Source organism: Streptomyces sp. NPDC088817, from assembly GCF_044750345.1.
In the GTDB taxonomy this organism is placed as follows: domain Bacteria; phylum Actinomycetota; class Actinomycetes; order Streptomycetales; family Streptomycetaceae; genus Streptomyces.
Genome location: NZ_JBIVJN010000024.1, coordinates 31,218 through 52,210 on the forward strand (window position 1 = coordinate 31,218; position 20,993 = coordinate 52,210).

The 20,993-nt window shown below is 71.0% G+C and carries 22 protein-coding genes and 1 pseudogene; 16 read left to right on the forward strand and 7 right to left on the reverse strand.

The features are described from left to right. The first annotated feature begins 4 nt into the window (after positions 1 to 4). Together ACIP4X_RS32965 and ACIP4X_RS32970 are read left to right on the forward strand one after the other, a co-directional pair. Positions 5 to 790: a 3-oxoacyl-ACP reductase gene (locus ACIP4X_RS32965; RefSeq protein WP_401351902.1), complete on the forward strand. Its 786-nt coding sequence runs from the start codon at positions 5 to 7 to the stop codon at positions 788 to 790. Positions 791 to 1,005: 215 nt separating this feature from the next. Then, positions 1,006 to 1,268 (forward strand): annotated as a pseudogene (locus ACIP4X_RS32970) (alpha/beta fold hydrolase); the annotation flags it as partial. 159 nt (positions 1,269 to 1,427) lie between these two features. Here ACIP4X_RS32970 and ACIP4X_RS32975 read toward each other — a convergent pair. Together ACIP4X_RS32975 and ACIP4X_RS32980 are read right to left on the reverse strand one after the other, a co-directional pair. Beyond that, positions 1,428 to 2,222: a M20/M25/M40 family metallo-hydrolase gene (locus ACIP4X_RS32975; protein ID WP_401351905.1), complete on the reverse strand. Its 795-nt coding sequence runs from the start codon at positions 2,220 to 2,222 to the stop codon at positions 1,428 to 1,430. An 18-nt stretch (positions 2,223 to 2,240) separates the two neighbouring features. Continuing rightward, the gene (locus ACIP4X_RS32980; RefSeq protein ID WP_401351908.1) at positions 2,241 to 2,843 is read right to left on the reverse strand and encodes a substrate-binding domain-containing protein; all 603 of its coding nucleotides are present in this window, start codon (positions 2,841 to 2,843) and stop codon (positions 2,241 to 2,243) included. 89 nt (positions 2,844 to 2,932) lie between these two features. Here ACIP4X_RS32980 and ACIP4X_RS32985 point away from each other — a divergent pair, with 89 nt between their 5' ends. The 4 genes from ACIP4X_RS32985 (at position 2,933) to ACIP4X_RS33000 (ending at position 5,932) form a co-directional block, all read left to right on the forward strand. Then, positions 2,933 to 3,532 (forward strand): hypothetical protein, encoded by a 600-nt coding sequence (locus ACIP4X_RS32985; RefSeq protein WP_401351911.1) that lies wholly within the window; start codon positions 2,933 to 2,935, stop codon positions 3,530 to 3,532. Next, on the forward strand, positions 3,532 to 4,032 hold the full coding sequence (locus tag ACIP4X_RS32990) for a hypothetical protein (protein WP_401351914.1): 501 nt from the start codon (positions 3,532 to 3,534) through the stop codon (positions 4,030 to 4,032). The genes ACIP4X_RS32985 and ACIP4X_RS32990 overlap by 1 nt, the downstream gene beginning before the upstream one ends. 69 nt (positions 4,033 to 4,101) lie before the next feature. Next, positions 4,102 to 5,394, forward strand: coding sequence for a PP2C family protein-serine/threonine phosphatase (locus ACIP4X_RS32995; RefSeq protein ID WP_401351917.1), 1,293 nt, complete (start codon positions 4,102 to 4,104; stop codon positions 5,392 to 5,394). A gap of 115 nt (positions 5,395 to 5,509) precedes the next feature. Then, the gene (locus tag ACIP4X_RS33000) at positions 5,510 to 5,932 is read left to right on the forward strand and encodes a PPOX class F420-dependent oxidoreductase (protein ID WP_358735550.1); all 423 of its coding nucleotides are present in this window, start codon (positions 5,510 to 5,512) and stop codon (positions 5,930 to 5,932) included. 30 nt (positions 5,933 to 5,962) lie between these two features. Here ACIP4X_RS33000 and ACIP4X_RS33005 read toward each other — a convergent pair whose 3' ends face one another. After that, positions 5,963 to 6,895 (reverse strand): LysR substrate-binding domain-containing protein, encoded by a 933-nt coding sequence (locus ACIP4X_RS33005; protein ID WP_391455755.1) that lies wholly within the window; start codon positions 6,893 to 6,895, stop codon positions 5,963 to 5,965. A gap of 61 nt (positions 6,896 to 6,956) precedes the next feature. Between ACIP4X_RS33005 and ACIP4X_RS33010 the strand changes: the two genes are divergently transcribed. Further along, positions 6,957 to 7,310, forward strand: a complete 354-nt coding sequence (locus tag ACIP4X_RS33010) for a DoxX family protein (RefSeq protein WP_358735548.1) — start codon at positions 6,957 to 6,959, stop codon at positions 7,308 to 7,310. A gap of 26 nt (positions 7,311 to 7,336) precedes the next feature. On the opposite strand, the gene ACIP4X_RS33015 is transcribed toward ACIP4X_RS33010, so the two are convergent. Beyond that, positions 7,337 to 8,713, reverse strand: a complete 1,377-nt coding sequence (locus ACIP4X_RS33015) for a helix-turn-helix domain-containing protein (RefSeq protein WP_391455758.1) — start codon at positions 8,711 to 8,713, stop codon at positions 7,337 to 7,339. A gap of 187 nt (positions 8,714 to 8,900) precedes the next feature. On the opposite strand from ACIP4X_RS33015, the gene ACIP4X_RS33020 reads away from it, so the two are divergent. Both ACIP4X_RS33020 and ACIP4X_RS33025 read left to right on the forward strand, forming a co-directional pair. Then, on the forward strand, positions 8,901 to 9,614 hold the full coding sequence (locus ACIP4X_RS33020; protein ID WP_358735545.1) for a DUF4232 domain-containing protein: 714 nt from the start codon (positions 8,901 to 8,903) through the stop codon (positions 9,612 to 9,614). 124 nt (positions 9,615 to 9,738) lie between these two features. Beyond that, the gene (locus ACIP4X_RS33025; RefSeq protein ID WP_358735543.1) at positions 9,739 to 10,947 is read left to right on the forward strand and encodes a PP2C family protein-serine/threonine phosphatase; all 1,209 of its coding nucleotides are present in this window, start codon (positions 9,739 to 9,741) and stop codon (positions 10,945 to 10,947) included. A 20-nt stretch (positions 10,948 to 10,967) separates the two neighbouring features. Here the strand turns inward: ACIP4X_RS33025 and ACIP4X_RS33030 are convergent, their stop codons facing one another. Beyond that, entirely contained in the window at positions 10,968 to 11,147 is a 180-nt protein-coding gene (locus ACIP4X_RS33030; protein ID WP_401351924.1) for a pyridoxine 5'-phosphate oxidase C-terminal domain-containing protein, read from the reverse strand. A gap of 206 nt (positions 11,148 to 11,353) precedes the next feature. Further along, complete coding sequence (locus ACIP4X_RS33035; RefSeq protein WP_391455764.1) at positions 11,354 to 11,809, reverse strand: DoxX family membrane protein; 456 nt, start codon at positions 11,807 to 11,809, stop codon at positions 11,354 to 11,356. 486 nt (positions 11,810 to 12,295) lie between these two features. On the opposite strand from ACIP4X_RS33035, the gene ACIP4X_RS33040 reads away from it, so the two are divergent. The 5 genes from ACIP4X_RS33040 to ACIP4X_RS33060 all read left to right on the forward strand — a co-directional run bounded on the left by ACIP4X_RS33040 (position 12,296) and on the right by ACIP4X_RS33060 (position 17,856). Further along, the gene (locus ACIP4X_RS33040) at positions 12,296 to 13,516 is read left to right on the forward strand and encodes a hypothetical protein (protein WP_358735537.1); all 1,221 of its coding nucleotides are present in this window, start codon (positions 12,296 to 12,298) and stop codon (positions 13,514 to 13,516) included. Between the two features lie 320 nt (positions 13,517 to 13,836). After that, the gene (locus tag ACIP4X_RS33045; RefSeq protein WP_401351928.1) at positions 13,837 to 15,357 is read left to right on the forward strand and encodes an amino acid permease; all 1,521 of its coding nucleotides are present in this window, start codon (positions 13,837 to 13,839) and stop codon (positions 15,355 to 15,357) included. A 249-nt stretch (positions 15,358 to 15,606) separates the two neighbouring features. Continuing rightward, positions 15,607 to 15,687 (forward strand): putative leader peptide, encoded by an 81-nt coding sequence (locus tag ACIP4X_RS33050; RefSeq protein WP_358735618.1) that lies wholly within the window; start codon positions 15,607 to 15,609, stop codon positions 15,685 to 15,687. Between the two features lie 335 nt (positions 15,688 to 16,022). Then, positions 16,023 to 16,580 (forward strand): NADPH-dependent FMN reductase, encoded by a 558-nt coding sequence (ssuE, locus tag ACIP4X_RS33055; RefSeq protein ID WP_401351931.1) that lies wholly within the window; start codon positions 16,023 to 16,025, stop codon positions 16,578 to 16,580. A 52-nt stretch (positions 16,581 to 16,632) separates the two neighbouring features. Then, positions 16,633 to 17,856, forward strand: a complete 1,224-nt coding sequence (locus ACIP4X_RS33060) for an acyl-CoA dehydrogenase family protein (RefSeq protein WP_401351934.1) — start codon at positions 16,633 to 16,635, stop codon at positions 17,854 to 17,856. Positions 17,857 to 18,063: 207 nt separating this feature from the next. Here the strand turns inward: ACIP4X_RS33060 and ACIP4X_RS33065 are convergent, their stop codons facing one another. Then, positions 18,064 to 18,789 carry a uridine kinase gene (locus ACIP4X_RS33065; RefSeq protein ID WP_401351937.1) on the reverse strand — a complete coding sequence of 242 codons (726 nt, stop codon included), beginning with the start codon at positions 18,787 to 18,789 and terminating at the stop codon, positions 18,064 to 18,066. A 238-nt stretch (positions 18,790 to 19,027) separates the two neighbouring features. Here ACIP4X_RS33065 and ACIP4X_RS33070 point away from each other — a divergent pair, with 238 nt between their 5' ends. Next, entirely contained in the window at positions 19,028 to 20,290 is a 1,263-nt protein-coding gene (locus tag ACIP4X_RS33070) for a sensor histidine kinase (protein WP_401351939.1), read from the forward strand. A gap of 39 nt (positions 20,291 to 20,329) precedes the next feature. Then, on the forward strand, positions 20,330 to 20,989 hold the full coding sequence (locus ACIP4X_RS33075; RefSeq protein ID WP_358735527.1) for a response regulator transcription factor: 660 nt from the start codon (positions 20,330 to 20,332) through the stop codon (positions 20,987 to 20,989). The last annotated feature ends 4 nt before the right edge of the window (positions 20,990 to 20,993 follow it).

Below are 20,993 nucleotides of genomic sequence, written 5' to 3' on the forward strand. Positions count from 1 at the left end.
ACTCATGACCGACACCAGCAGCGTCTGCCGCCGCCTCGTCGGCCGTACCGCCGTCATCACCGGCGCGGGCAGCGGCATCGGCCTGGCCACCGCGCGCCGCCTCGCCTCCGAGGGGGCGAACGTCGTCTGCGGCGACATCGACGAGAGCGCGGGCAAGGCCGCCGCCGAGGAGGTCGGGGGCACCTTCGTGAAGGTCGACGTGACCGTCGCCGAGCAGGTCGAGGCGCTGTTCAAGACCGCGTTCGACACCTACGGCTCCGTCGACATCGCCTTCAACAACGCGGGCATCTCGCCGCCGGACGACGACTCCATCCTGGAGACCGGCCTGGACGCCTGGAGGCGGGTTCAAGAGGTCAACCTGACCTCCGTGTACCTGTGTTGCAAGGCCGCCATCCCCTACATGCGGAGCCAGGGCCGCGGTTCCATCATCAACACCGCGTCGTTCGTGGCCATCATGGGCGCCGCCACCTCGCAGATCTCCTACACCGCGTCCAAGGGCGGTGTGCTCGCCATGTCGCGTGAACTGGGCGTGCAGTTCGCCCGCGAGGGCATCCGCGTGAACGCGCTCTGCCCGGGCCCCGTCAACACCCCACTCCTCCAGGAACTGTTCGCGAAGGACCCGGAGCGGGCGGCGCGCCGCCTCGTGCACATCCCGGTGGGGCGCTTCGCGGAGGCCGACGAGATCGCGGCCGCGGTCGCGTTCCTCGCGAGCGACGACTCGTCCTTCGTGAACGCCACCGACTTCCTCGTCGACGGCGGCATCTCGGGCGCCTACGTCACACCGCTGTAGTACCCCTCCCGGCCACCACGGCCCAGACAGCCGGGCGCCTTGCAACGCCCGGCTGTCGGGTGCCCACGGCCGCCGGTTCGTCGGCCACGCCCCGCCTGCACGGGACCATGACCTGACCGGCGCAAGAGTGCCGACGTCGAGGGTCGGTCCTGCCGAATCGGCAAACGAACCCCCCTCTGGAACAGGCCTTCGCAAGATGGGCGGTGAGCCGGGGACCGCGGGTCGCGGCGGCGGGATACCGTTTGCGGTCGCCATTGACGTACGCGGCTACGGCCGCTCCTCCAAGCCGGCCGCCACCGAGGCGTACCGGATGCTCGACCTGGTCGAGGACAACGTCGCGGTGGTGCACGCCCTGGGCGTGCGGTCGGCGGTGGTCGTCGGCCACGACTGGGGCGCCACCATCGCCGCGAACTCGGCCCTGCTCCGGCCTGACGTCTTCCGCGCTGCGGTCACCGGATCCAGCAGGAACGCCCCGCCGAGGTCAACCGGATCCTGACCGACTGGCTCGCCGCCCTGCCCGCCACCGTGTCCTGACGGCGTACACGCCCCGACATCCCAGCCGGCCCGGTTCCTTCGGGCCGGCCGACCGTGTCCCCGCCCGGGCCGCCGACACGGCGCTCGAAATGGGCGCTGCTCCTCAGGAGTGCCCTCCACCCCAGGACGCGAGCAGCCGGTGGACGGCCTCGGTCGCTTCGGAGATGGCGGCTGTGGAGCAGGACTCGTCGGTGACATGGGCCTGTTCGGGTTCGCCCGGGCCGTAGATGACGACCGCAGGGGAGTCCAGCTTCCCGGCCAGGACCGAGGCGTCGGTGAAGTAGGTCGCGTACTGCGGCTGCCCGTCCGGGGCGGCGGGACGCAGGGCGTCGAAGACGCCGCGGACCAGGGCCTCGTCGGGATCGGTGGCCACCCCGTTCAGGTCCAGCACCCGCTCGATCCGGGTGCCGGGTCCGGCCAGCCCCTCGATCGCCGCAAGCGCGTCCTCGGAGGTGAACTCCGGGACGGTGCGGATGTCGAGCATCAGCTCGGCGTGGTCGGGGACCAGGTTCGGCTGGACGCCGGCGTGGAAGGTGCCCACGTTGACGGTGGCCGGGCCGTGCGTCGCGCTGTGCGGCCAGTGCTGGTGGTCGTGGATGCGCACGGCCGCCGCCGCGAGCCTGGCCAGCGCGTTGTCCCCCAGTTCCGGGCGGGAGCCGTGGGCGCTGCGGCCCTCGGCGGTGAGCCGCAGCCACAAGGCGCCCTTGTGTCCGAGGACGATTCGGTTCGCGGTGGGTTCGGCCACAAGGAGCAGCGGACTGGCCGCCGGCCCGTTCAGCCGGGCGGCTCCCTCACAGCCGGTCTCCTCGCCCAAGGTGAACACGAGTTGCACATCGGTGTCGGCCGGATGCGTGGCGGCCCGGCGGGTCGCGGCGGCCACGATGCGATATGGGATCAAGCACGCGTGTGTCTCCTGTCAGTGCCGCGGTGCGACCGCGGAGCCGCGGACCACCAGATGCAGGAGAAAGGTCTTGGCCACCCTGGCGCCGTCCGGGTTCTCGATCCGGTTCTGCACGGTTTCCAGTGCCGTGCGGCCGAGGTCGGTGATCGGCTGCTGCAGCGTGGTCAGCTTCGGGCGCAGCCACTCGCCGACGCGGATTCCGTCGCAGCCGACCACGGAGAGGTCCTTCGGGATGCGCAGTCCGTGCAGCTCGGCGGCGCCGAGAGTGCCGACGGCGACGATGTCGCTGCCGACGAAGGCCGCTGTCGGCGGCTGGCCGGCGCGCGCGAGGTAGGGGAAGGTGCTGGCACCGAACTGCTCGGTGTAGGGGCCGTGCAGGACGAGTTCCTCCTCGACCTTCAGCCCGGCGTGCTCCATCGCGTCGCGGTAGCCGCGCAACCGGTCGCGGGTGGTGGACAGTCCCCGGGGACCGGCGATGTGCGCGATGTGCCGGTGGCCGAGCTGGATGAGGTACGTCGTCGCCTGGTAGGCGCCGCCGTAGTCGCCTCGATCGCCGGCCAGCTGCTCGGCTCGCTCGTCCTCGACGTGATCAGCCCGTCCGTCGGCCAGCCCCTGCACCCCGTGACCGTCATCGGCACCGTCATCGCCCTCGCCGCGGCGGGCATCGGCATGATCCCCTCACGCTCCACCCCGTCCGAGCAGGAAGCATGACCGGCGAACAGCACTGCGCGCAGATCGTCACCGGAGCCGTTCCCGCCGCCGGACTCGGCCTCGTCCTCCCGCACGAGCATCTGTTCAACGACCTGTCGGGCGTCCTCGACAAGCCGAGCCACCGGTTCTCCGCGTCCCTGCCCGACCGGCCGGTCACCGCCTCCTCCGCCTGGGCACTGCGGCACGACCCCTACTGCTGCTTCGACAACGTCACCGCGAAGCGGGTCGAGGACGTACGAGAAGAGGTCGAGGTCTTCCAGTCGGTCGGCGGCCGCACCGTCGTCGACGCCACCTCCAGCGCCGCCATCGGCCGCGACCCGCTACGCCTGCTGGACCTCGCGCGGCGCACCGGTCTGAACATCGTGATGGGGTGCGGTGCCTACCTGGAGAAGTTCGAGGGCACCCGGATCTCGGCAGCCACGGTCGACGAGCAGGCGGCGGCGATCAGGCACGAACTCACCCACGGAGTCGGGGACACCGGCGTCCGCCCGGGCGTCATCGGCGAGATCGGAGTGTCGCCCGACTTCACCGCCGCCGAGCGCGGCTCTCTCCGGGCCTCGGCCCTGGCCCAGTTCGACCACCCTGCATCTCCCTGATGATCCACCTGCCCGGCTGGCAGCGCCGGGCGCACGACGTGCTCGACGAGATCGGCGTCCCCGCGTCGAAGGTCGTGCTGGCGCACATGGACCCGTCCGGCGCCGACCCCGACTACCAGGACTCGGTGGCCGACCGCGGTGTGTGGCTCGAGTTCGACATGATCGGCACGGACATCGCCTTCCCCGGAGAGGGCGAGTCGCCCTCTCCGGCCGCGACCGCCGCCGCCGTCGCGCTGCTGTGCGACCGCGGCCACGCCGGGCAGGTCCTGCTGAGCCACGACCTGTTCCTCAAACAGATGTGGACCCGGCACGGCGGCAACGGCCTCGCCCACGTTCCCACCGTCTTCGGCGAGATGCTCGTCGCACGCGGGGTCGACCGGGACGTCATCGCCACCTCACCCCGCACAACCCGGCACGCATGCTCACCAGGACGGCCCCGGCCGCACTCGCGGGCTGGCTCACAGGCCACGGCCGCTGTCCGCGGCGTGGACCTGTCGTGACAGGGCGAGGGCGAACAGTCGGAGCAAGCTTCCTGTCGTGGCAGGTCGAGGGCGGGGAAGACGTAGGAGGTGAGCAAGGACGAGCCCGGCAGGGCGCGACTGGACCGTCTCGCGTTGCTGGCGGACGCCGAGGCGGCACTGGCCAGCACGCTGGACCTGCTGGACGGGCTGCGGCGGGCGTGCCGAGTCCTGACCGGGCGGCTGGGCGACTGGTGCGTGGTCGACCTGCTCGACGAGTGCGGCCGGCTGGAGCGGGCCGTCGTCGTCCACCGCACGCCCGAGGCGCTGGTGCCGGGCGGCTACGAAGGGCCGCTTCCGCAGGTGCCGGACAACGCGGGCGGGCCGCTGCCCCGGGTGCTGCGCGGGGCGGGCCCGCTGCTGCTCGCCGACATCTCCCCGCCGAACCGGGCGGTGAACCCGCTGCACGCGCGGCAGCTGGAACTGTTCGAGCAGCTCGCCGCCTGCAGCGCCGTCATCACTCCACTACGGGCCCGACGGGAGGTCCTCGGCGCCCTGACCGTGGCCCGCACCGACCCCCACCACCCCTTCACCGACGCCGACCTCCCCCTCATCGAGGACCTGGTCCGCGGCCTGGCCGTACAAGTGGACAACGCGCGCCTGTACCAGCAGACCCAGCGCATCGCCGAGCGGTTCCAACGCGCCCTGCTACCCGAACTGCCCCACGTCCACAACCTTCAGATCGCCGCCCGCTACGCCTCCGCCCAGACCGTCGCACAGGTCGGCGGCGACTGGTACGACGCCTTCGTCCTGCCGCGGGGCAACACCGCCCTGGTCATCGGCGACGTCACCGGCCACGACCTGCAGGCGGCCATCGACATGAGCGCCCTGCGCAACATGCTGCGCGGAATCGCCGTCGACCGCCAGGAACCCCCCGGCGAAGTCCTGCGCCGCCTGGACATCGCCAGCCACACACTCCAGCACGAGGCGACCGCCACCTGCATCTACGCCCTCGTCAAAGGCCCCCCTCACCCCAACGGCCCCTGGCCCCTGCACCACTCCTGCGCCGGACACCTGCCACCCCTGCTCACCACCGCCGAAGGCGACACCCGCTACCTCGAAACCGGCGCGGGACTACTGATCGGCCTCGACCCCCAGCACCAGCGCCCCACCGCCGTCGACCACCTGCCGCCGCACTCCACCCTGCTGCTCTACACCGACGGCCTGATCGAACGCCGCTCCGAATCCCTCGACCGCGGATTCGCCCGGCTGCGCCAGCACACCGCCGCACTGTCCCGCGAACCCCTGGAGACCTTCTGCGACGAACTGCTCGGCGGACTGGCCGCCGACAGCACCGACGACGCCGCCCTCCTCGCCCTGCGCCCCTCGCCAGGCCCCGGCTGACCTGCCGGCCCGGCGACGGCGTTGCCGCACTCGGCCTTCGACGGCACGATTTCAACATCCGCCGTCACAGGACAGCGCTCTCGCCCCACAGCACCGGATGTCGAGGAGAAGCACGATGTCGAAGCCTCCGCTCACCCCCGATGCGATCGGCATGGTCAAGAAGGCCAATCCGGCGGTAATCACCACGCTCCGGCCGGACGGCCAGCCCGTCTCCACCGCCACCTGGTACCTGTGGGAGGACGACGGCCGCGTCCTCGTCAACATGGACGAGGGCCGCAAGCGCCTGGAGCATCTGCGCAACGATCCACGGGTCGCCCTCACCGTGCTGGACGAAGGCAACTGGTACAACCACATCAGCCTCGTCGGCCGGGCCACCGAGATCCGGGACGACCCGGACTTCGACGGTATCGACCGGCTCAGCCGGCAGTACCTCGGCAAGCCCTACGCCCAACGGGACCGGGCACGGGTCAGCGCCTGGATCGAGGTCGAGCGCTGGCACGGCTGGGGCGCGTACAAGGACAGCAGCCAGGCAGGCTGACCGGCCTACGGCCCACCCTCCGGGCCGCCCTCAGGCGTGCGGTTTCCCGGGCGTCCCACCGTCCGGGATCGTGGCCGCCACGGCGTCGACGCAGCAGCTCACGAAGTCCCGCACGACCGGGTCGGCGTCGTCGGTCGGAGCCCAGACCACGCCGACCGAACTGGGGCTCACCCCCTCGGTCGGCCGGTAGACGACGGTCGGACGGGCGTAGAACCGCGCGGCGGACGCGGGTGCGAGGGCGACGCCGTAGCCGTTGGCGATGGCACCGAGCCAGTCGTCGGGCTGATCGACGACGGCTCCGATCCGTACGGGGCGGCCCTCCCGTTCGTCCGCGGCCAGCCAGTAGTCCCGCCACGCGCCTGTCCGGGCCGGTGCGGCCACGAACGGCTCGTCCCACAGCTCACGGAACGGAACGGTCGTACGGGCGGCCAGGGGATGGTCCGCGGGCAGGGCCACCCAGCGCGGCTCGCTGAAGAGCTCCACGACCCGCCACGCCTTCTGGCCGGGGAAGGGCAGCCGCAGCAGGCCGACGTCGACGCTGCCTGCTGCCAGTCCACCGGTCGGGTCGGACCACGGCGCCTGACGCATCTCGGCCCGCCAGCCCGGCCGCCGGCGTGCGAACTCCGCGACGATCCTGGGGGTGGCCTCGTTGGCGCCGCCGGCCAGGAACCCGACGTGGAGCACTCGGGCGGCGCGGCCGGCCGCGCGGCGGGTGTCGCGGAGCGCGCGCTCCCAGCGCTCCAGCACGTCCGGAACGTTCGCCGCCAGGGCGCGGCCCGCCTCGGTGAGGGCCATGCCGGTGCGCGACCGGGTGAACAACTGCACCCCGAGTTCGTTCTCCAACCGGCGTACCTGTTTGGTCAGCGCGGGCTGCGAGACGTACAGCCGCCCGGCGGCGCGGGTGAGTGTCCCTTCCTCCGCCACGGCCTGAAAGTACCGCAGCAGCCGGATGTCCACATCCATGCCACCAGGTTATACACACAGGTATTGGACGTGCTGACTGATCCACGGCGAGGGTGGAGACATGGACACCGCCTTCGTCGTCGTCGCAGTCGTCACCATCCTGGCCAACGCCGCCATCGCCGTCGCGGACCTCGCGCGGGCGGAGTTCGTCCGCGTCAACTCCGCCGAGGTCGGCGTGGAGCCCACCTGGATCCCGGCGCTCGCCGTGCTGAAGGCAGCGGGGGCGGGCGGACTGCTGCTGGGGCTGCTGGGCGTGCCGTTCATCGGCGTGGCCGCCGCGGGCGGGCTCGTCCTCTTCTACGTCGGCGCCCTGGCCGCCCACATCAGGGCGGCCGTTTACCACAACATCGTCTTCCCCGGGGCCTACCTCGCCCTCGCCGCCGCCTCACTCGTGCTGGCACTCGCCGCCCCCTGACAGGCCGCGAGCGCCTGCCCTCCCCGTCAGCCCTCCCGTTTGATCCAGTCGCTGCCGCCCAGCGGGTAGTCGTAGCCCGGACGACCGACGTTGCCGCTGGTGCGGAACGGTGTGCCGTGGTTGTCGATGTGCACGGTGCCGTGGCGGCTGCCGCTGGACCAGTCCAGGGTGAGGTCCCAGCGGACGTCGTGCGCCCTGGTGTGGGCGGTGACGTAGAAGACCTCGGGGTCGGACTCGCTGACCTTGTACGGGAAGTCGCGCTGGCCGTTTTTGACGGTCACCGTGGGACTGCCGTTGTCCAGGTCGATGTCGAACGACTTGGTGTCCACGCCGCCGCCGCAGCCGACGCCCATCGCGTAGTCGTTCCAGGTCAGCGGCACGCCCTTGGTGACGACGCGCATGTGCAGCGCCTCCAGGACGACAGTCTCCCCGCCGGTGCCCTGGACCGTGAGGGCGATCCGCTGTTCGCCCGAGGAGACCGCACCGTACGCGGCGGCCCAGCGCGGGGCGTCCTGCTCGTTCGCGGGCGGGCCGACCTGCTCGGGTGCGCTGTCGACGAGGAAGTGCTGGCTGCACGGGCTGTCGTAGACGTAGGGGCGGGTGCCGACGGTGAGCGGCACGGCACCGGTGGGCTTGGCCGGGTCCTGCTTGCCGCCGCCCTGCGAGGCGCCGGAGCCGGCCCTGCCGGGCCCGGTGGCGGAGGCGGACGACGGCGCGGACTCCAGTGCGGACGGCGTGCGGCTCCGCGCGCTCGTGGCCGGGGAGGAGGGCGGCTCCTTCACGTCGGCCGTGCCATCGATCGCGGAGGCACCGGCTGCCTGCTGGTTCTGCGTGTCGTTCCTGTCTCCCCCTGATGGCTCATGCACGACGGCGAGCACCACGGCTCCCACGGCGGCGGCCACCGCGGTGCAGGCGATCAGCGCGGTACGACGCCGTGGCCGCGCGCGCCCCGGCGTCACGTCGACCACAACCGGCTCACGCTGCTCATCGCCCTCACCCGGTCTGTCCGCGGCCGCGGGAGTGGTCCCGGCCGAACCGGCCTTCTCGGAAGAATCCCCGGCCGGAGGCGAATCCGTGGTGGCGTCGCCCGCCTCCGCCCGTGTCGCCCGCTCTCGTTCCGCCGCGGCCTGGTCCACTCTGCGTCCCCGTGCCGCGTCGGCCAGGATCCAGCGCCGGTGCAGTTCCACGAGCTCCTGCGGCGTCGCCCGGCACACCCGTGCGAGGCGCTCCACCGGCGCGTACTCGTTCGGCACCGCGGTCCCGTTGCAGTAGCGGTGCAGCGTGGAGGTGCTCATGTGCAACCGCTTGGCCAGCACCCCGTAGCTCAGTCCCGAGCGGTCCTTGAGCTCCCGCAGCAGTGTCGCGAACTCGTCCGTCCTCTCGGCCCCTGACGCCCCTGACACCCGTTCCTCCATCTCCCCGTGTCCCATTCACGCGTTCCAAGGACACCGTATTCCCCCTGGTCAAAGCATGTTTCGGCGTTCCAGCGTCCCCAACTGGCCATCGTGCCTGGCGGTTGGGACGGATCACCCCACAAGCTCCAGCCATCCAAGCAGCACACCCACCCGAACAGCGAAGGGGCACAGCCACATGTCCGGATTCCGAACCTCCCGTACCCGTCTCGTCCGCGCCGCCGCGACCGTCGTTCTCTCCGCGCTCCCCCTGACCGCGTGCAACGACGGAGCGGGCGTCAACGACGAGGGCTCGGCGGGCTCGTCCACGACCGTGTCGCCTTCCGAAAGCGCCCCTGCGCCCGAGGCGCCCGCGGACGGTTCGCCCTCGTCGTCCTCTCCCTCCTCCGCCGCGCAGCCCGCGCCCGCCGGCTCGAAGCCGGCGGCGAACACCCCCGCCACCAAGACTCCGGTCTCCTCCAGCAAGCCGGTCACCTGCGAGGGCTCCAACACCAAGACCGTCGCGGCTCCGCTGAACCGCCCCGTGAACCACATGCTGCTGACCGTCACCAACACCGGCAGCAGGCCCTGTTACCTCTACACGTACCCGGCGCTGCGTTTCGGCGAGGCCCAGGCCGTGCCGCCGGTCGTGGAGGACTCCAAGCCGCAGGCCGTCGTCACGCTCGCCCCGGGGGAGTCCGGCTACGCCTCCGTGAAGCTGTCGGCCGCCGACGGCAGCGGCTCGCACGGCCGCATCGAGAAGTCGCTGACCGTCTACTTCCACGGCCCCTCCGGCAACGAGAGCGTGGGCGCCGGCGCCCACCCGTCGCTGCCCGCGACGGGCGCCTACGTCGACGACTCGCTCAACGTCACCTACTGGCAGCAGTCGATGGACGATGCCCTCACCTGGTGACGCTCGGAGAACGGCTCGGCGCGGTGCCCCTGCCGGCAGGGGCACCGCGCCGTGTGCCCGGCGAGACCCTCACGTGAGAGAGGTCGGAATCGGTGCGAGACTGGGCACGGAAGGGGTGATCTCCGTGTCGGACCCACCGCATGCCCCCGCCGGTGCCGACACCGCCGTCGATGAGAATCGGCTGGAGGAGCTGATCATCGAGGCGCAGATGGCCCTGCCCGTCGAACTGCCCGCACTGGCGAACCGGTGCGCCTCGGCCCTCGGCCTGGACACCGCCCTGATCCACCTCGTCGACCTGCAACAACGACTGCTCATCCCACTCGACGAGGCCTTGGAGCCGCTGCCGGTGGCCGACTCTCCGGCGGGCTGGGCGTACCGCACCGTCTCCCCGCGGGTGGCCGACGCCGACGACGGCGTGATCATCTGGATGCCCCTGGTCGACGGTGCGGAGCGGCTGGGCGTGCTGGAGGTGCGGACGGCCGCGCTCGACGGGGCGCGTATGCGCCGCAGCCGGATCCTGGCCCATCTGTTCGCCATGCTGATCACCTCCAAGCGTGCCTACAGCGACTGGCTCGCCGCCCGTACCCGCACAGCGACCATGCAGTTGCCCACCGAGATGCTGCGGGCCTTCCTGCCACCCCGCACCATCGGCAGCAGCAGGTGCGTCTCCACCGCGGTGCTGGAACCGGCGTACGACGTCGCCGGCGACGCCTTCGACCACTCGGTGGTCAAGGACGTGCTGCACACCCTGATCCTCGACTCCATGGGGCACGATCTGACCTCCGGCCTGACCGCGTCGGTCGCCATGGCCGCGGCGCGGAACGCCCGCCGCGGCGGCTGCGACCTGCCCGATGTCGTCGCCTCCGTCGACCAGGCGCTCGCCCAGTGGCTTCCCGACCAGTTCTGCACCGGCGTGCTGTGCCGGCTCGACGCGCAGACCGGGGTGCTGCGCTGGGTCAATTGCGGTCACCCGCCGCCGCTGCTGATCCGTGCCGAGCGGGTGCTCGACGGGGCGTTGGACAGATCCCCGCAGCCGCCGATCGGACTGGCCGGGCAACTCGCCCCGGCAGCACGGCAGGTGCACGAGACGAAACTCGAACCGGGCGACTGCGTGCTGCTCTACACCGACGGTGTCGTCGAGGCCCGCGACACGGACGGCGCGGAGTTCGGCCTCGACCGGTTCACCGACTTCATCATCCGGTCCTCCGCCGCGGGCCAGCGCCCGGCCGAAGTGCTCCGGCTGCTCATCCACGCCATCCTCGACCACCAGCGCAACCGGCTACGGGACGACGCGACCATCCTGCTCTTCGAATGGCGCCCACCACACCGGTGACCTCACCCGGCTGTCGTGGATTACGGCCACAGCATCTGCTTGCTCCACCCGTCGGGTGACGGCACGTGGACGAGCCGGGTGTGCCGACGCTGTCTGTCACCCTGCCAGAACTCCACCGACTCCCGGCACATCGAGTACAGCGTCCAGCCAGGCGCCACGAGGTCCGGCTCGTTCTTGACCCGCGTGAGCGAAGCCTCCACCTGCGTATCCCGCTCGGCGAGGTCCGCGAGGGGTTGTGACTGGCGACCGAGCAGGGCTTCCGCCCGAGCCCCCGCGTCCCGGGCGAGGAAGTCCGCGGCGCACACTTCAGGGCTCTGCCGTACGACAGGTCCCGACCGCGCCGCAACGCGGGCCCACTGGGGGACCCGCGCTGCAGTTGGCTGAGTGCCGCAGTGCAGGTGAGGGCTCAGGCCGTGACGGGCTCCGAGGTCGGCTCGGTCTCCTGCCCGCCCGTGAGCCGGGAGGTTATGAGCCGGTCGAGGCCGAACGCTCCGGAACCGGTGAAGACCAGCAGCAGGAAGGACCAGCAGAACATTGCCGACAGCTCCCCGCCGTTCTGGATCGGCCACAGGGCGGACGGCTGGTGCACATCGAAGTACGCGTACGCCATCGAGCCGGACGCCAGGAACGCGGCACCGCGGGTGCCGAGTCCGAGCAGCACCAGGGCGCCGGCGACGAGCTCGATCAGCGCGGCGAACCAGAACGGCCAGGCACCGGTCGCGACGGTGCCGCCCTTGGTGCCCGGCGCGCCACCGAGGACGCCGAAGAGCGAGGCGGCTCCATGGCAGGTGAAGAGCAGCCCTAAGACGATGCGGAACAGCCCGACGACATAGGGCTTGGCCATGTTGAGGTGCGCGGTCATGTGGGGGGCTCCTACGGTTTGTTTCCGGTCCGTGCACGGACCGTTCGAGGGGGACGGAGACGAACGACGACACGTTAGGCCGACGCAATTAATGCTTGCAAGTTCAACATTTGGCCAAGGGTTCAACTCCGCCCCCGAGTCCGAATTCCGCCGCCTTCGCCACGGAGGTAACGGGCGTTACCCCGCGTATCGGCGTTCGAAGAGACGTTCGGACCGGTCTCGGCCCCGCTTCCGTCTGACCGGATCGTCTTCGTGCCCGACGCGCCGCCGTGACCCGAAAATCCTTCGGGCGCCCCAGTCGGGCAGCTGTCCGCTTCAAGCCCCCACCCTCAGCGGTGCCTTCGAACGGGGGACACAGGGAGCGGCGTCCGGAGAAGCGGTGGCCTGTGTGCTGAAAATGGTCGCGATCCTCGCGCCGTTCGCAGCCTCCCAGTCCGGGCCCGCCGGACTGCTGCGCCCTGCGTGGATCCGAACAGGAGACCGGCTGTGTCCGAACAGCAGGACGAGAAGGCCGAGCAGAGCGTCGGAGAGCTCACCCTTCCCACCCCCCTGAGTTCCACGCCCCCGACCGAGCTGCCCTACCCGGTACCGGAGCCGGACGAGCAGTGGCAGCTGCCGAACGGCTTCGCGCACGTCTTCTACGGCGAGCGCCACCAAGGGATCATGCGGCCGGTGATCATGGCCGACGGCTTCAACCTCGGCCGCAGCGACCTGAAGTGGCTCTACGCCGGACTCGACCGCGACCACCCCTTCCTCAGCGAGCTGCGCCGCCGCGGCCGAGACGTCATCCTGCTCGGCTTCGAGGAGCGCAGCGCCTCCATCCTGGACAACGCCCAGGCCGCGAAGGCGTGCATCATGCGCACGCAGGCCGAGCAACTCGGCAGCGCAAGGCTGATGGTGGGCGGCTTCAGCATGGGCGGCCTGGTCACCCGCTACGCCCTCGCCAAGCTGGAGGCGGAGCGGACGGACCACCGCACCGCCGTGTACTTCTCCTGGGACAGCCCGCACCGCGGCGCCGTCATCCCGGCCGGCGTCCAGGCGTTCGCCCACTTCATCTCCGGCACCAACGACTTCGCCCGGCAGATGAACAGCCCGGCCGCCCGGCAGACGCTCTGGCGGCACTACGACCCCAAGAGCGGCGAGATCGGGATCGCGCCGGAGCGGACGGAGTTCCTCCAGAAGCTGGCGGAGGTCGGCAACTGGCCCCGTATCCCGCGCATCCTCGCCCTCGCCAACGGCCGCGGCGACGGCACCGGCCCGTCCGTGCCGCCCGGCGAGACCGCCCTGAAGGTCGAGCGGATCTACCCCGGCACGACCTTCCACACCCAGGCCCAGGGCAAGGACGTCATCGTCGCCGAGTTGAAGCGGCGGTTCCCCAAGGCCGAGAAGGCGATCAAGACCTCCGGCTTCCCGGAGCTCGACGGCGCCCCCGGCGGCACCCTCCGCACCTACGGGATCCTCGCCGACACGCTGAAGAAGTTCGGCGCCGAGGTCGACCTCCGCCACGAAGAGGTCTGCTTCGTACCCTCGGTCAGCGCCGTCTCCATCCGCGACATCGACACGCAGAAGGACCTCTACGCGGACATCGACGCACTCGACCCGTCGGACAGCGACGTCGACGACTTCCTCTGCTCCTCCGGCACGACCGCTCACACGGCCGTCACGGAGGAACTCGGCAGCTGGCTGATCGACCGCCTGCCCGACTGACATCCCCGTACACCCAGCACACGCGCACCCTCGGGCAGGCCGCCGTAGGCGGCCTGCCCGAACTCATCCCCAAACCGAGGCGGGCGAGTGCCAGCGTCGGCTCCCACTTTTCGACTGATGCTCCGTCAGTTGATTCCGGTCGTGGACCGCTGCCGAAGCTTGTTCCGGCACGTCAGCAGGGTCTGAGGCATGGATGCCTCCCCGGCGGCCCGGTCGAGCCGCTGTACCGCGTTCGGAAAAGGTTTGAGACCAGGCCATTGACAAGCGGTGTGTCGTGCGCCACTTTGTTCGCCTCTTCCCTCGTCGATGAGGAGTCGCGGATGTCTGCGCAAGAAGAAGTCCAGCCAGAGATAGAGCTGGACGAGGATGCTGCCCGTCTCGCGGAAATGGGCTACAAGCAGGAACTTCATCGCGGTATGTCCGCGTTTTCGAACTTCGCCGTGTCCTTCTCGATCATCTCGATCCTGGCGGGCTGCATCACGTCGTACGGGATCGCGCTGAAGTCGGGCGGTCCGTCGACCATCGTGCTCGGCTGGGCGGTGGTCGGTGTCTTCGTGACGTGTGTGGCGCTGGCCATGGCCGAGGTGTGTTCGCGCTACCCCACCGCGGGTGGTCTCTACTTCTGGGCCGGTGAACTGGCCAGGAGCAACAAGCGTGCCTGGGCCTGGTTCGTGGGCTGGTTCAACTTCATGGGCGAGGTCGCCGTGACCGCCGCGATCGACTTCGGGTGCGCCACCACCTGGATGGCGTTCATGAACCTCGTCTGGGGCACCGAGGTCACTGCCGGCCGTACTTTCCTGCTGTTCCTCGCGATCATTCTTCTGCACGCGCTGCTCAACACGTTCGGCGTGAAGCTCGTCGCGTTCCTGTCGAACGTCTCCGCCTGGTGGCACGTGGTGGGCGTCCTGGTCATCGTCGCCGTGCTGTGGGCGCTGCCCGAGCACCACCAGTCCGCCGGGTGGACGCTGACAGGCTGGCACAACGCCACCGGCTGGACTTCCGGCATCTACGTCTTCCTCATGGGCCTGCTGATGGCGCAGTACACCTATACCGGGTACGACGCATCTGCCCACGTGGCGGAGGAGACCAGGGGAGCGGCCCGCAGCGCGCCGCGCGGGATCGTGATGAGCGTGGTGATATCGGTCATCGGCGGTTTCATCCTGCTCTACTCCATCACCGCGTCGATCCAGGACAAGAGTTCCGCGGGGCTGGACAAGCTGGCCGAGTCGAGTACGGGGCTGCCGCCGGCACAGGTCTTCCTGGACTCGCTGAACAATCCGGGCATGGCGAAGTTCCTGCTGTTCATCGTGTGTGCCGCGCAGTTCTTCTGCGGCATGGCCTCGGTGACCGCCAACTCCCGTATGAGCTACGCCTTCTCGCGCGACAACGCGCTTCCGGGATCGAGGATCTGGGCGAAGGTCAACCCGCGCACCGGGACGCCCACGAACTCGATCTGGTTCTGCGTGACGCTCTCGGCGATCCTGACGGTGCCGGCGCTGTTCAACACCACCGCATACCTGGCGGTGACCTCGATCGCGGTGATCGGCCTTTACATCGCCTATGTCACGCCGGTGCTGCTGCGCCGCCTGCGCGGCAACGAGTTCGTTCCGGGACCGTGGCACCTGGGCAAGTGGAGCAGCCTGGTCGGCTGGATCGCGATCGTATGGGTCGTGATCATCTGTGTGCTGTTCGTGCTGCCGCCGACCCGGCCGGTCAACGTGGACAGCTTCAACTATGCGCCGATCGCGGTGGCCGTGGTCGGTCTGTTCGCGCTCGTGTCGTGGTACGCGGGCGGCCGCAAGCACTTCATGACCAGCCGCGACAACCTGGACAAGCTGTGAGGTCGTGACACCCGCGGCCCCTGTGGGCCATGCGACGGTCCCCGATCGGGGAGACCTTGCTGCGGCCGGCGACGGCTGCGATCAGGCTGGGGGCGGGTATCCGCGCGGTCCGGCGCTGCCGACCGCGCGGATCCTGGCGGAAGGCGCCCTCCAGCCGCCCGGGGTGGTGAGCGCCGGCGACTCTCACCATGTGGAATCACGGCCAGGCATTCTTGACCCGCGTGACTCCCCACTGGTTCGATCGGTGACATGAAGCGACCGGACCTCACGCGGCGACGCCACGTCGACCTCGCGCGTGTCTCCAGCGCCTGCTGTCGCTGCCAGGTCTGAGCGCACGGAGGGAAACCCTCCCACTCGCTCCCTCAGCGATCTCCTCTCATGAACTCCGGTCCCGGCCGCCTCCCTTCGTGATGCCTCGCCCCGCTGCTCACCAAGCAGCGGCTCACAGTCATCGCCGCCGCGCGTCCGGGCCCGCCCGGGTGTGCTGCTCGCCGAACTCGGAGCCACCGCGGCCCACTTGTCGAACGGCAGCGTCCGGATCGCCGGGAGCGGATCGTGGCCTACAAGCGGCGCGAACTGGAGTCGCAGGAAACGGAGTTCGGTCCCGTCGGCGCTCACGCCTGGCCGCCGCCCGCACACGCAACGACGAACCGAAAGGTCTTCGCATGGCCACCGTCCTGTCCGTCTCCGGAAGTCCCTCCGCCACCTCCCGCACCGCCCGGCTGCTGCGCCACCTGGACGAGCGGCTCATCGCGCAGGGGCACGAAGTGATCCCGCTGGACGTTCGCGCCCTTCCCGCCGAGGCGCTGCTCGGAGCCGACTTCGGCCACCCGGCGATCGCCCGGGCCGCCGCCCTGGTCGAGCGGGCGGACGGAGTGGTGATCGGGACCCCCGTCTACAAGGCCGCCTACTCCGGACTGCTGAAGTCACTGCTCGACCTGCTCCCGCAGTACGCCCTGGCGGGCAAGACGGTCCTCCCGCCGGCCACCGGGGGCACCACCGCGCACGTCCTCTCCATCGACTACGCCCTGCGCCCGGTGCTGGCCTCCATGGGCCCCGCGCACATCACTTCGGGCTCGTTCACACTCGACAAGGACGTCACGGTGGGCGAGGACGGCACACTGACCGTCGCACCGGGCTCGGCCGAGGCTCTCGCGCAGGTCACGGACCGGTTCTCCGCCGCGCTGGGCGGCCGTGCGACGCTGCTGGCGGCCACCGCGTGACCGCAGCAGGGAGCTGTAGCGGCAGCCGCGGTCGCGTGAAGCGGGTGCGGACATGACGGTGACGGCGGACGAGTCGGCCGACGGGGGAGCCGGGCAGGCCGACTGGCCGCACACAGCCCGCGAGATGGCGGACGACCTCGCCACGGACGCGGTCGAGCGCGAACGGGCCGGCAAGCCACCGCTCGACGAGGTCGTACGGCTGCGGGAGTCGGGGCTGCTGACACTGCTGGCACCGGCCGAGCACGGGGGAGGGGGCGCGGACTGGCGCACGGCCTACACGGTCGTCCGGACCATCGCCGCGGCCGACGGAGGCATCGGCCACCTGCTGGGCAACCACTACTTCCTGTCCTTCAGCGCCCGGTTCTTCGCCGGCCCCACCCGTGCCGCCCGCATCGAGCGGGAGTCGACGGCGGGACAGTGGTGCTGGGGAGGCGGTATCCCCTCGAACGAACCACCGCTCATCCTGACCCCCACGGCGGACGGTCATCTGCTGGACGGCTACCAGAGGTACGCCGCCGGAGTCGGGATCGCCGACAGGCTGGTGGTCCGAGCCGCCAGGCACGGCACCGGTGAGCCGCTGGCCGTCCTCGTCGACCCCACCCGCCCGGGTGTGGTGAGCGCCGGCAGCGCTGACATCTTTGGCCAGCGCCTGGCAGCCGGAGGCGCCGTGGAGTTCGACTCCGTCCCGGTCACGGCGGACGACGTGCTCGGCTCCCTCTCGCCGGACGAGGGCGTCCTGTCCCCCTTCGCCTCCCTGGCCGTGCCGACCGCGCGTCTTGTCTCCGCGCAGCTCTGTCTCGGCATCGCCGACGGACTGCTGGCCGAGGTCCACGAGCACGGAAGGGCCGTACGGTCGCCCTGGCAGCCCTTCTCGCCCCAGCCCTGGCCGGGCAGCCCCCCGCAGGATCCGTACGCGCTGACCCTGTACGGCGAACTCGCCGTCGCCGCACGTGCCGCGTCCGCCCTCGCCGGCCAGGCGGTGGACGCCCTGTCGCGCGGCCTCGCGCAGGGCGAGGATCTCGACGACGAGGAGTGCGCGGAGATCGCCGTCGTCGCGAGCGCGGCCGAGGCCGCAGCCTCCCGGGCCGCGCAGGACATCACCACCCGCGCCCTGGACGTCATCGGCGCCGACGCCGCTGCCGCGCGGCCCGGCTTCGACCGCTTCTGGCGCAACGCCCGGACACACACCCTGCGTGAGCCGGTCGCCCACAGACTGCGCGAGATCGGGGACTACTTCCTCAACGGCGCGCACCCGCCCTTCACCCTTCCCGCCTGACGCCGCCGCCGGGCGTACACGACAGCGAGGGATGATCGCGGCAACCGACGGCTCCTACTGGCGGCTCCCCGACAGCAACCCACGGGCGGACTTCGACCTCCAGCACTGGATCGAACTTGCACAACTGGCCGCCGTCGGCGGCGGAGCCCGTGCGCGGGGAGCAGGGCAGCGGGTGCGGCGCCTGCTCTGCCCGGCGTCAAGCCGACGTCACGGTGCGATGATCCGTGGACTCTCGAACACCGAGTTCTCGATGACGACATCCGTCATCGGCAACGGGTCGACCTCCTGGAGGTAGATGCACTCGGCCACCGGATACCTGTCGCGGTGGACCGACTCCGCTTCGGATCCGGCCCAGTCCTGGTCACGCTCGGCACCCCGCTGAACGGACAGCTCCGCATCCACCCGCAACCAGACCCGGAAGTCCCAGTACTCGTTGATCTCGGGCCGGAACGCGAAGACACCGTCCATGATCAGCACCACGTCCGCACCGAGCGGCGTCGTTTGCGACGAGTGGTCTCGCTGGGTCAGCGGGTCGATGCTGCACAGCACGCAGGATGTGGCTCCCGACGACCGGCAGGGGTTCAGCAGCAGGTTCCTGACCGCCTCGTAGTCGAACGCGTTGCGGTAGTAGCCCTCGCCGGACTCCCGGTCGTACAGGTGCCGGTCCCTCCACGGCTTCTTGAAGTCGTCGAGAGTCGCCCGGAGCACTGGCCGCCCCGCGGCACTGATCCACTCGGCTACTTCATGCCCGAAGCTCGTCTTGCCGGCAGCGGTGAAGCCGTCGATCCCCACGAGCAGGCGCCCCTGCCCGAGAGCCAGGACGCGCTTGGCGACCTCTTCGACCAGCGTGCTGCGCTCGGCGGAGGCCGCCGGAGGGCAGGGCTGCCGCCAGGACGAAGCCGAGTGATGCACGCCCGCCTGTGGTGATCCCATGGGGCGAACCTATCGGCCGACCCAACGGCCGGGAAGATCACCTGTCAGTACTCGACGCGCTGACCGGCTTGGGGATCACCGTTGAACAGGGCAAGGAATCCGAACGGTGCGCGGTCGGGGATCACGGGCCCTCCGGGCCGATCCCGCAGCCCGCCCAAGAGGGAGTACAGCCTGCTGCACTTCACGCCGAAGCCGCGCGAGCCATAGGGTCGTCCGCGCGCACAGGAGCGGAGCGAGCATGACGACGATCCCGCAGGACACGGCCGACAGCCTTCGAGAAGTCCTGGTACGGGCCCTGAGAACATCCACGTCAGCGCTGCGGCAACTCGTCTCCGGGCTCCGCACGGCCGTGTCGGCACTCGCGGTGATGGTGTTGATGGCAGTCTGCGCAGTGACCGCGCCGGTCGGCGTGGGCCTGCTGTCGGCACCCCTCGCGCTGCGCGCGCTGCACGCTGTGGCCGGCCAGGAAAGGAAACGCCTCGCCCGCTGGGGGCCCGGGATTCACGCTCCGGACCCGCCGCCGGCCCGGCTGCGGGCAGCTCTCCTCGACCCGGCCACCCGGCGTGAACTGCGCTGGCTGCTGCGCCATTCCACGCTGGGCCTCCTGCTGGGGCTGTTCGGGCTGTGGCTGCCGCTGGCCGCGTTCCGCGACAGCCTGTTCCCGCTGGTGTGGCCGGTGCTGCCGGCGGGCGCCACCAGCACGTCGCTGGGGTTCGGGACCGTGCACTCCTGGCCCGGGGCGCTGTCGGTGAGCCTGCTGGGCGTCGGCTGGATGGCGGTGATCCTGGGGCTGACTCCAGGCATGGCCCGCCTCCAGGCCCGCCCCGGACGCAGCCTCCTCGCGGCCGGCCCCGACACCGATCTCTCCCTGCGGGTGGCCGAGCTGACCGCCAGCCGTGCCGCCGCACTGGACGCCCATGCCACCGAACTGCGGCGTATCGAGCGCTCGTTGCACGACGGCACGCAGAACCGGATCGTCACGGTCGCCGTGCTGCTCGGCGCGGCCCGCCGCATGGCCGCCCGCGATCCGGGGCGTGCCGACGAACTCCTCGAACGTGCGCAGAGCGCGGCGGAGCAGGCGCTGGCCGAACTCCGGGCAGTCTCCCGCTCCATCCTGCCGCCGGTGCTGTCCGACCGGGGCCTGGCCGAGGCGCTGGCCGGACTCGCCGCCGAGTGCGCGGTGCCGTGCCGGACCGACGCGGAAACGCGCGAACGGTGCGCCGCGTCGGTCGAGTCGACCGCCTACTTCGTGGTGGCCGAGGCGCTGACGAACATTGCCAAGCACAGCGGCGCCACGCGGGCCGCGGTGACCGTCCGCACGCGCGGTGGCCGGTTGCAGGTGCGGATCGAGGACGACGGCCGGGGCGGCGCGGACGAGGAGGGCGGGACCGGGCTGGCCGGTATCCGCCGCCGGGTGGCGGCCCACGACGGTACGCTCCGCGTGACCAGCCCGCCGGGCGGCCCGACGGTTCTCGAGGTGGATCTGCCCACCGGTACCTGACCGCCCCGAACTGTCCCGTGGGACAAGTGAGTTGCCGACATGCGAATCGTGATGGCCGAGGACGACCCGCTGCTGCGCGAGGGCCTCGCCCTGCTGCTGGGCGCGGAGGGCCTGGACGTGGTGGCCAGAACCGGCACGGCCGACGAGGTCCTGGACGCCGTCGACCAGCACACACCCGACGTCGCCATCCTCGACGTCCGCATGCCGCCCACCCACACCGACGAGGGCATCCGCGCCGCCGTCGAGGCCCGGCGCCGCCACCCCCGACTGGCCGTCCTCGTCCTGTCCGCGTACGTGGAACAGAGCTTTGCCACCGAGCTGCTCACCGGCGGTGTCGGCGGCCTCGGCTACCTGCTGAAGGAACGGGTCGGCCGGGTGGAGGAGTTCCTCGACGCCCTGCACCGCGTGGCGTCGGGCGGCACGGCCATCGACCCCGAGGTCGTCGCCCAGCTCTTCACCCGTTCCCGCCGGGACACCCGCCTGGAACGCCTCAGCCCCCGCGAACGGGACGTGCTCGCCCTCATGGCCGAGGGCCTCGGCAACAGCGCCATCGCGGAGCGGCTCGTCGTGACCGACGGCGCCGTGCACAAGCACATCCGCAGCATCTTCGCCAAGCTCGACCTGTCCCCGGCGGACCGGGCGGACCGACGGGTGGCGGCGGTTCTGCAGTACCTGGAGGGCGCGCGGCAACGGGGTTAGCCGA

Bases quoted from the DNA above. Each gene is read 5' to 3' on its own strand.
- ACIP4X_RS33065 (WP_401351937.1), bottom strand. From the start codon at position 18,789: ATGGGATCACCACAGGCGGGCGTGCATCACTCGGCTTCGTCCTGGCGG.
- ACIP4X_RS33035 (WP_391455764.1), bottom strand. From the start codon at position 11,809: ATGACCGCGCACCTCAACATGGCCAAGCCCTATGTCGTCGGGCTGTTC.
- ACIP4X_RS33075 (WP_358735527.1), top strand. From the start codon at position 20,330: ATGCGAATCGTGATGGCCGAGGACGACCCGCTGCTGCGCGAGGGCCTC.
- ACIP4X_RS33010 (WP_358735548.1), top strand. From the start codon at position 6,957: ATGGACACCGCCTTCGTCGTCGTCGCAGTCGTCACCATCCTGGCCAAC.
- ACIP4X_RS33020 (WP_358735545.1), top strand. From the start codon at position 8,901: ATGTCCGGATTCCGAACCTCCCGTACCCGTCTCGTCCGCGCCGCCGCG.
- ACIP4X_RS33005 (WP_391455755.1), bottom strand. From the start codon at position 6,895: ATGGATGTGGACATCCGGCTGCTGCGGTACTTTCAGGCCGTGGCGGAG.
- ssuE (WP_401351931.1), top strand. From the start codon at position 16,023: ATGGCCACCGTCCTGTCCGTCTCCGGAAGTCCCTCCGCCACCTCCCGC.
- ACIP4X_RS33060 (WP_401351934.1), top strand. From the start codon at position 16,633: ATGACGGTGACGGCGGACGAGTCGGCCGACGGGGGAGCCGGGCAGGCC.
- ACIP4X_RS32990 (WP_401351914.1), top strand. From the start codon at position 3,532: ATGATCCACCTGCCCGGCTGGCAGCGCCGGGCGCACGACGTGCTCGAC.
- ACIP4X_RS32965 (WP_401351902.1), top strand. From the start codon at position 5: ATGACCGACACCAGCAGCGTCTGCCGCCGCCTCGTCGGCCGTACCGCC.
- ACIP4X_RS33050 (WP_358735618.1), top strand. From the start codon at position 15,607: ATGAAGCGACCGGACCTCACGCGGCGACGCCACGTCGACCTCGCGCGT.
- ACIP4X_RS32985 (WP_401351911.1), top strand. From the start codon at position 2,933: ATGACCGGCGAACAGCACTGCGCGCAGATCGTCACCGGAGCCGTTCCC.
- ACIP4X_RS33045 (WP_401351928.1), top strand. From the start codon at position 13,837: ATGTCTGCGCAAGAAGAAGTCCAGCCAGAGATAGAGCTGGACGAGGAT.
- ACIP4X_RS33070 (WP_401351939.1), top strand. From the start codon at position 19,028: ATGACGACGATCCCGCAGGACACGGCCGACAGCCTTCGAGAAGTCCTG.
- ACIP4X_RS33000 (WP_358735550.1), top strand. From the start codon at position 5,510: ATGTCGAAGCCTCCGCTCACCCCCGATGCGATCGGCATGGTCAAGAAG.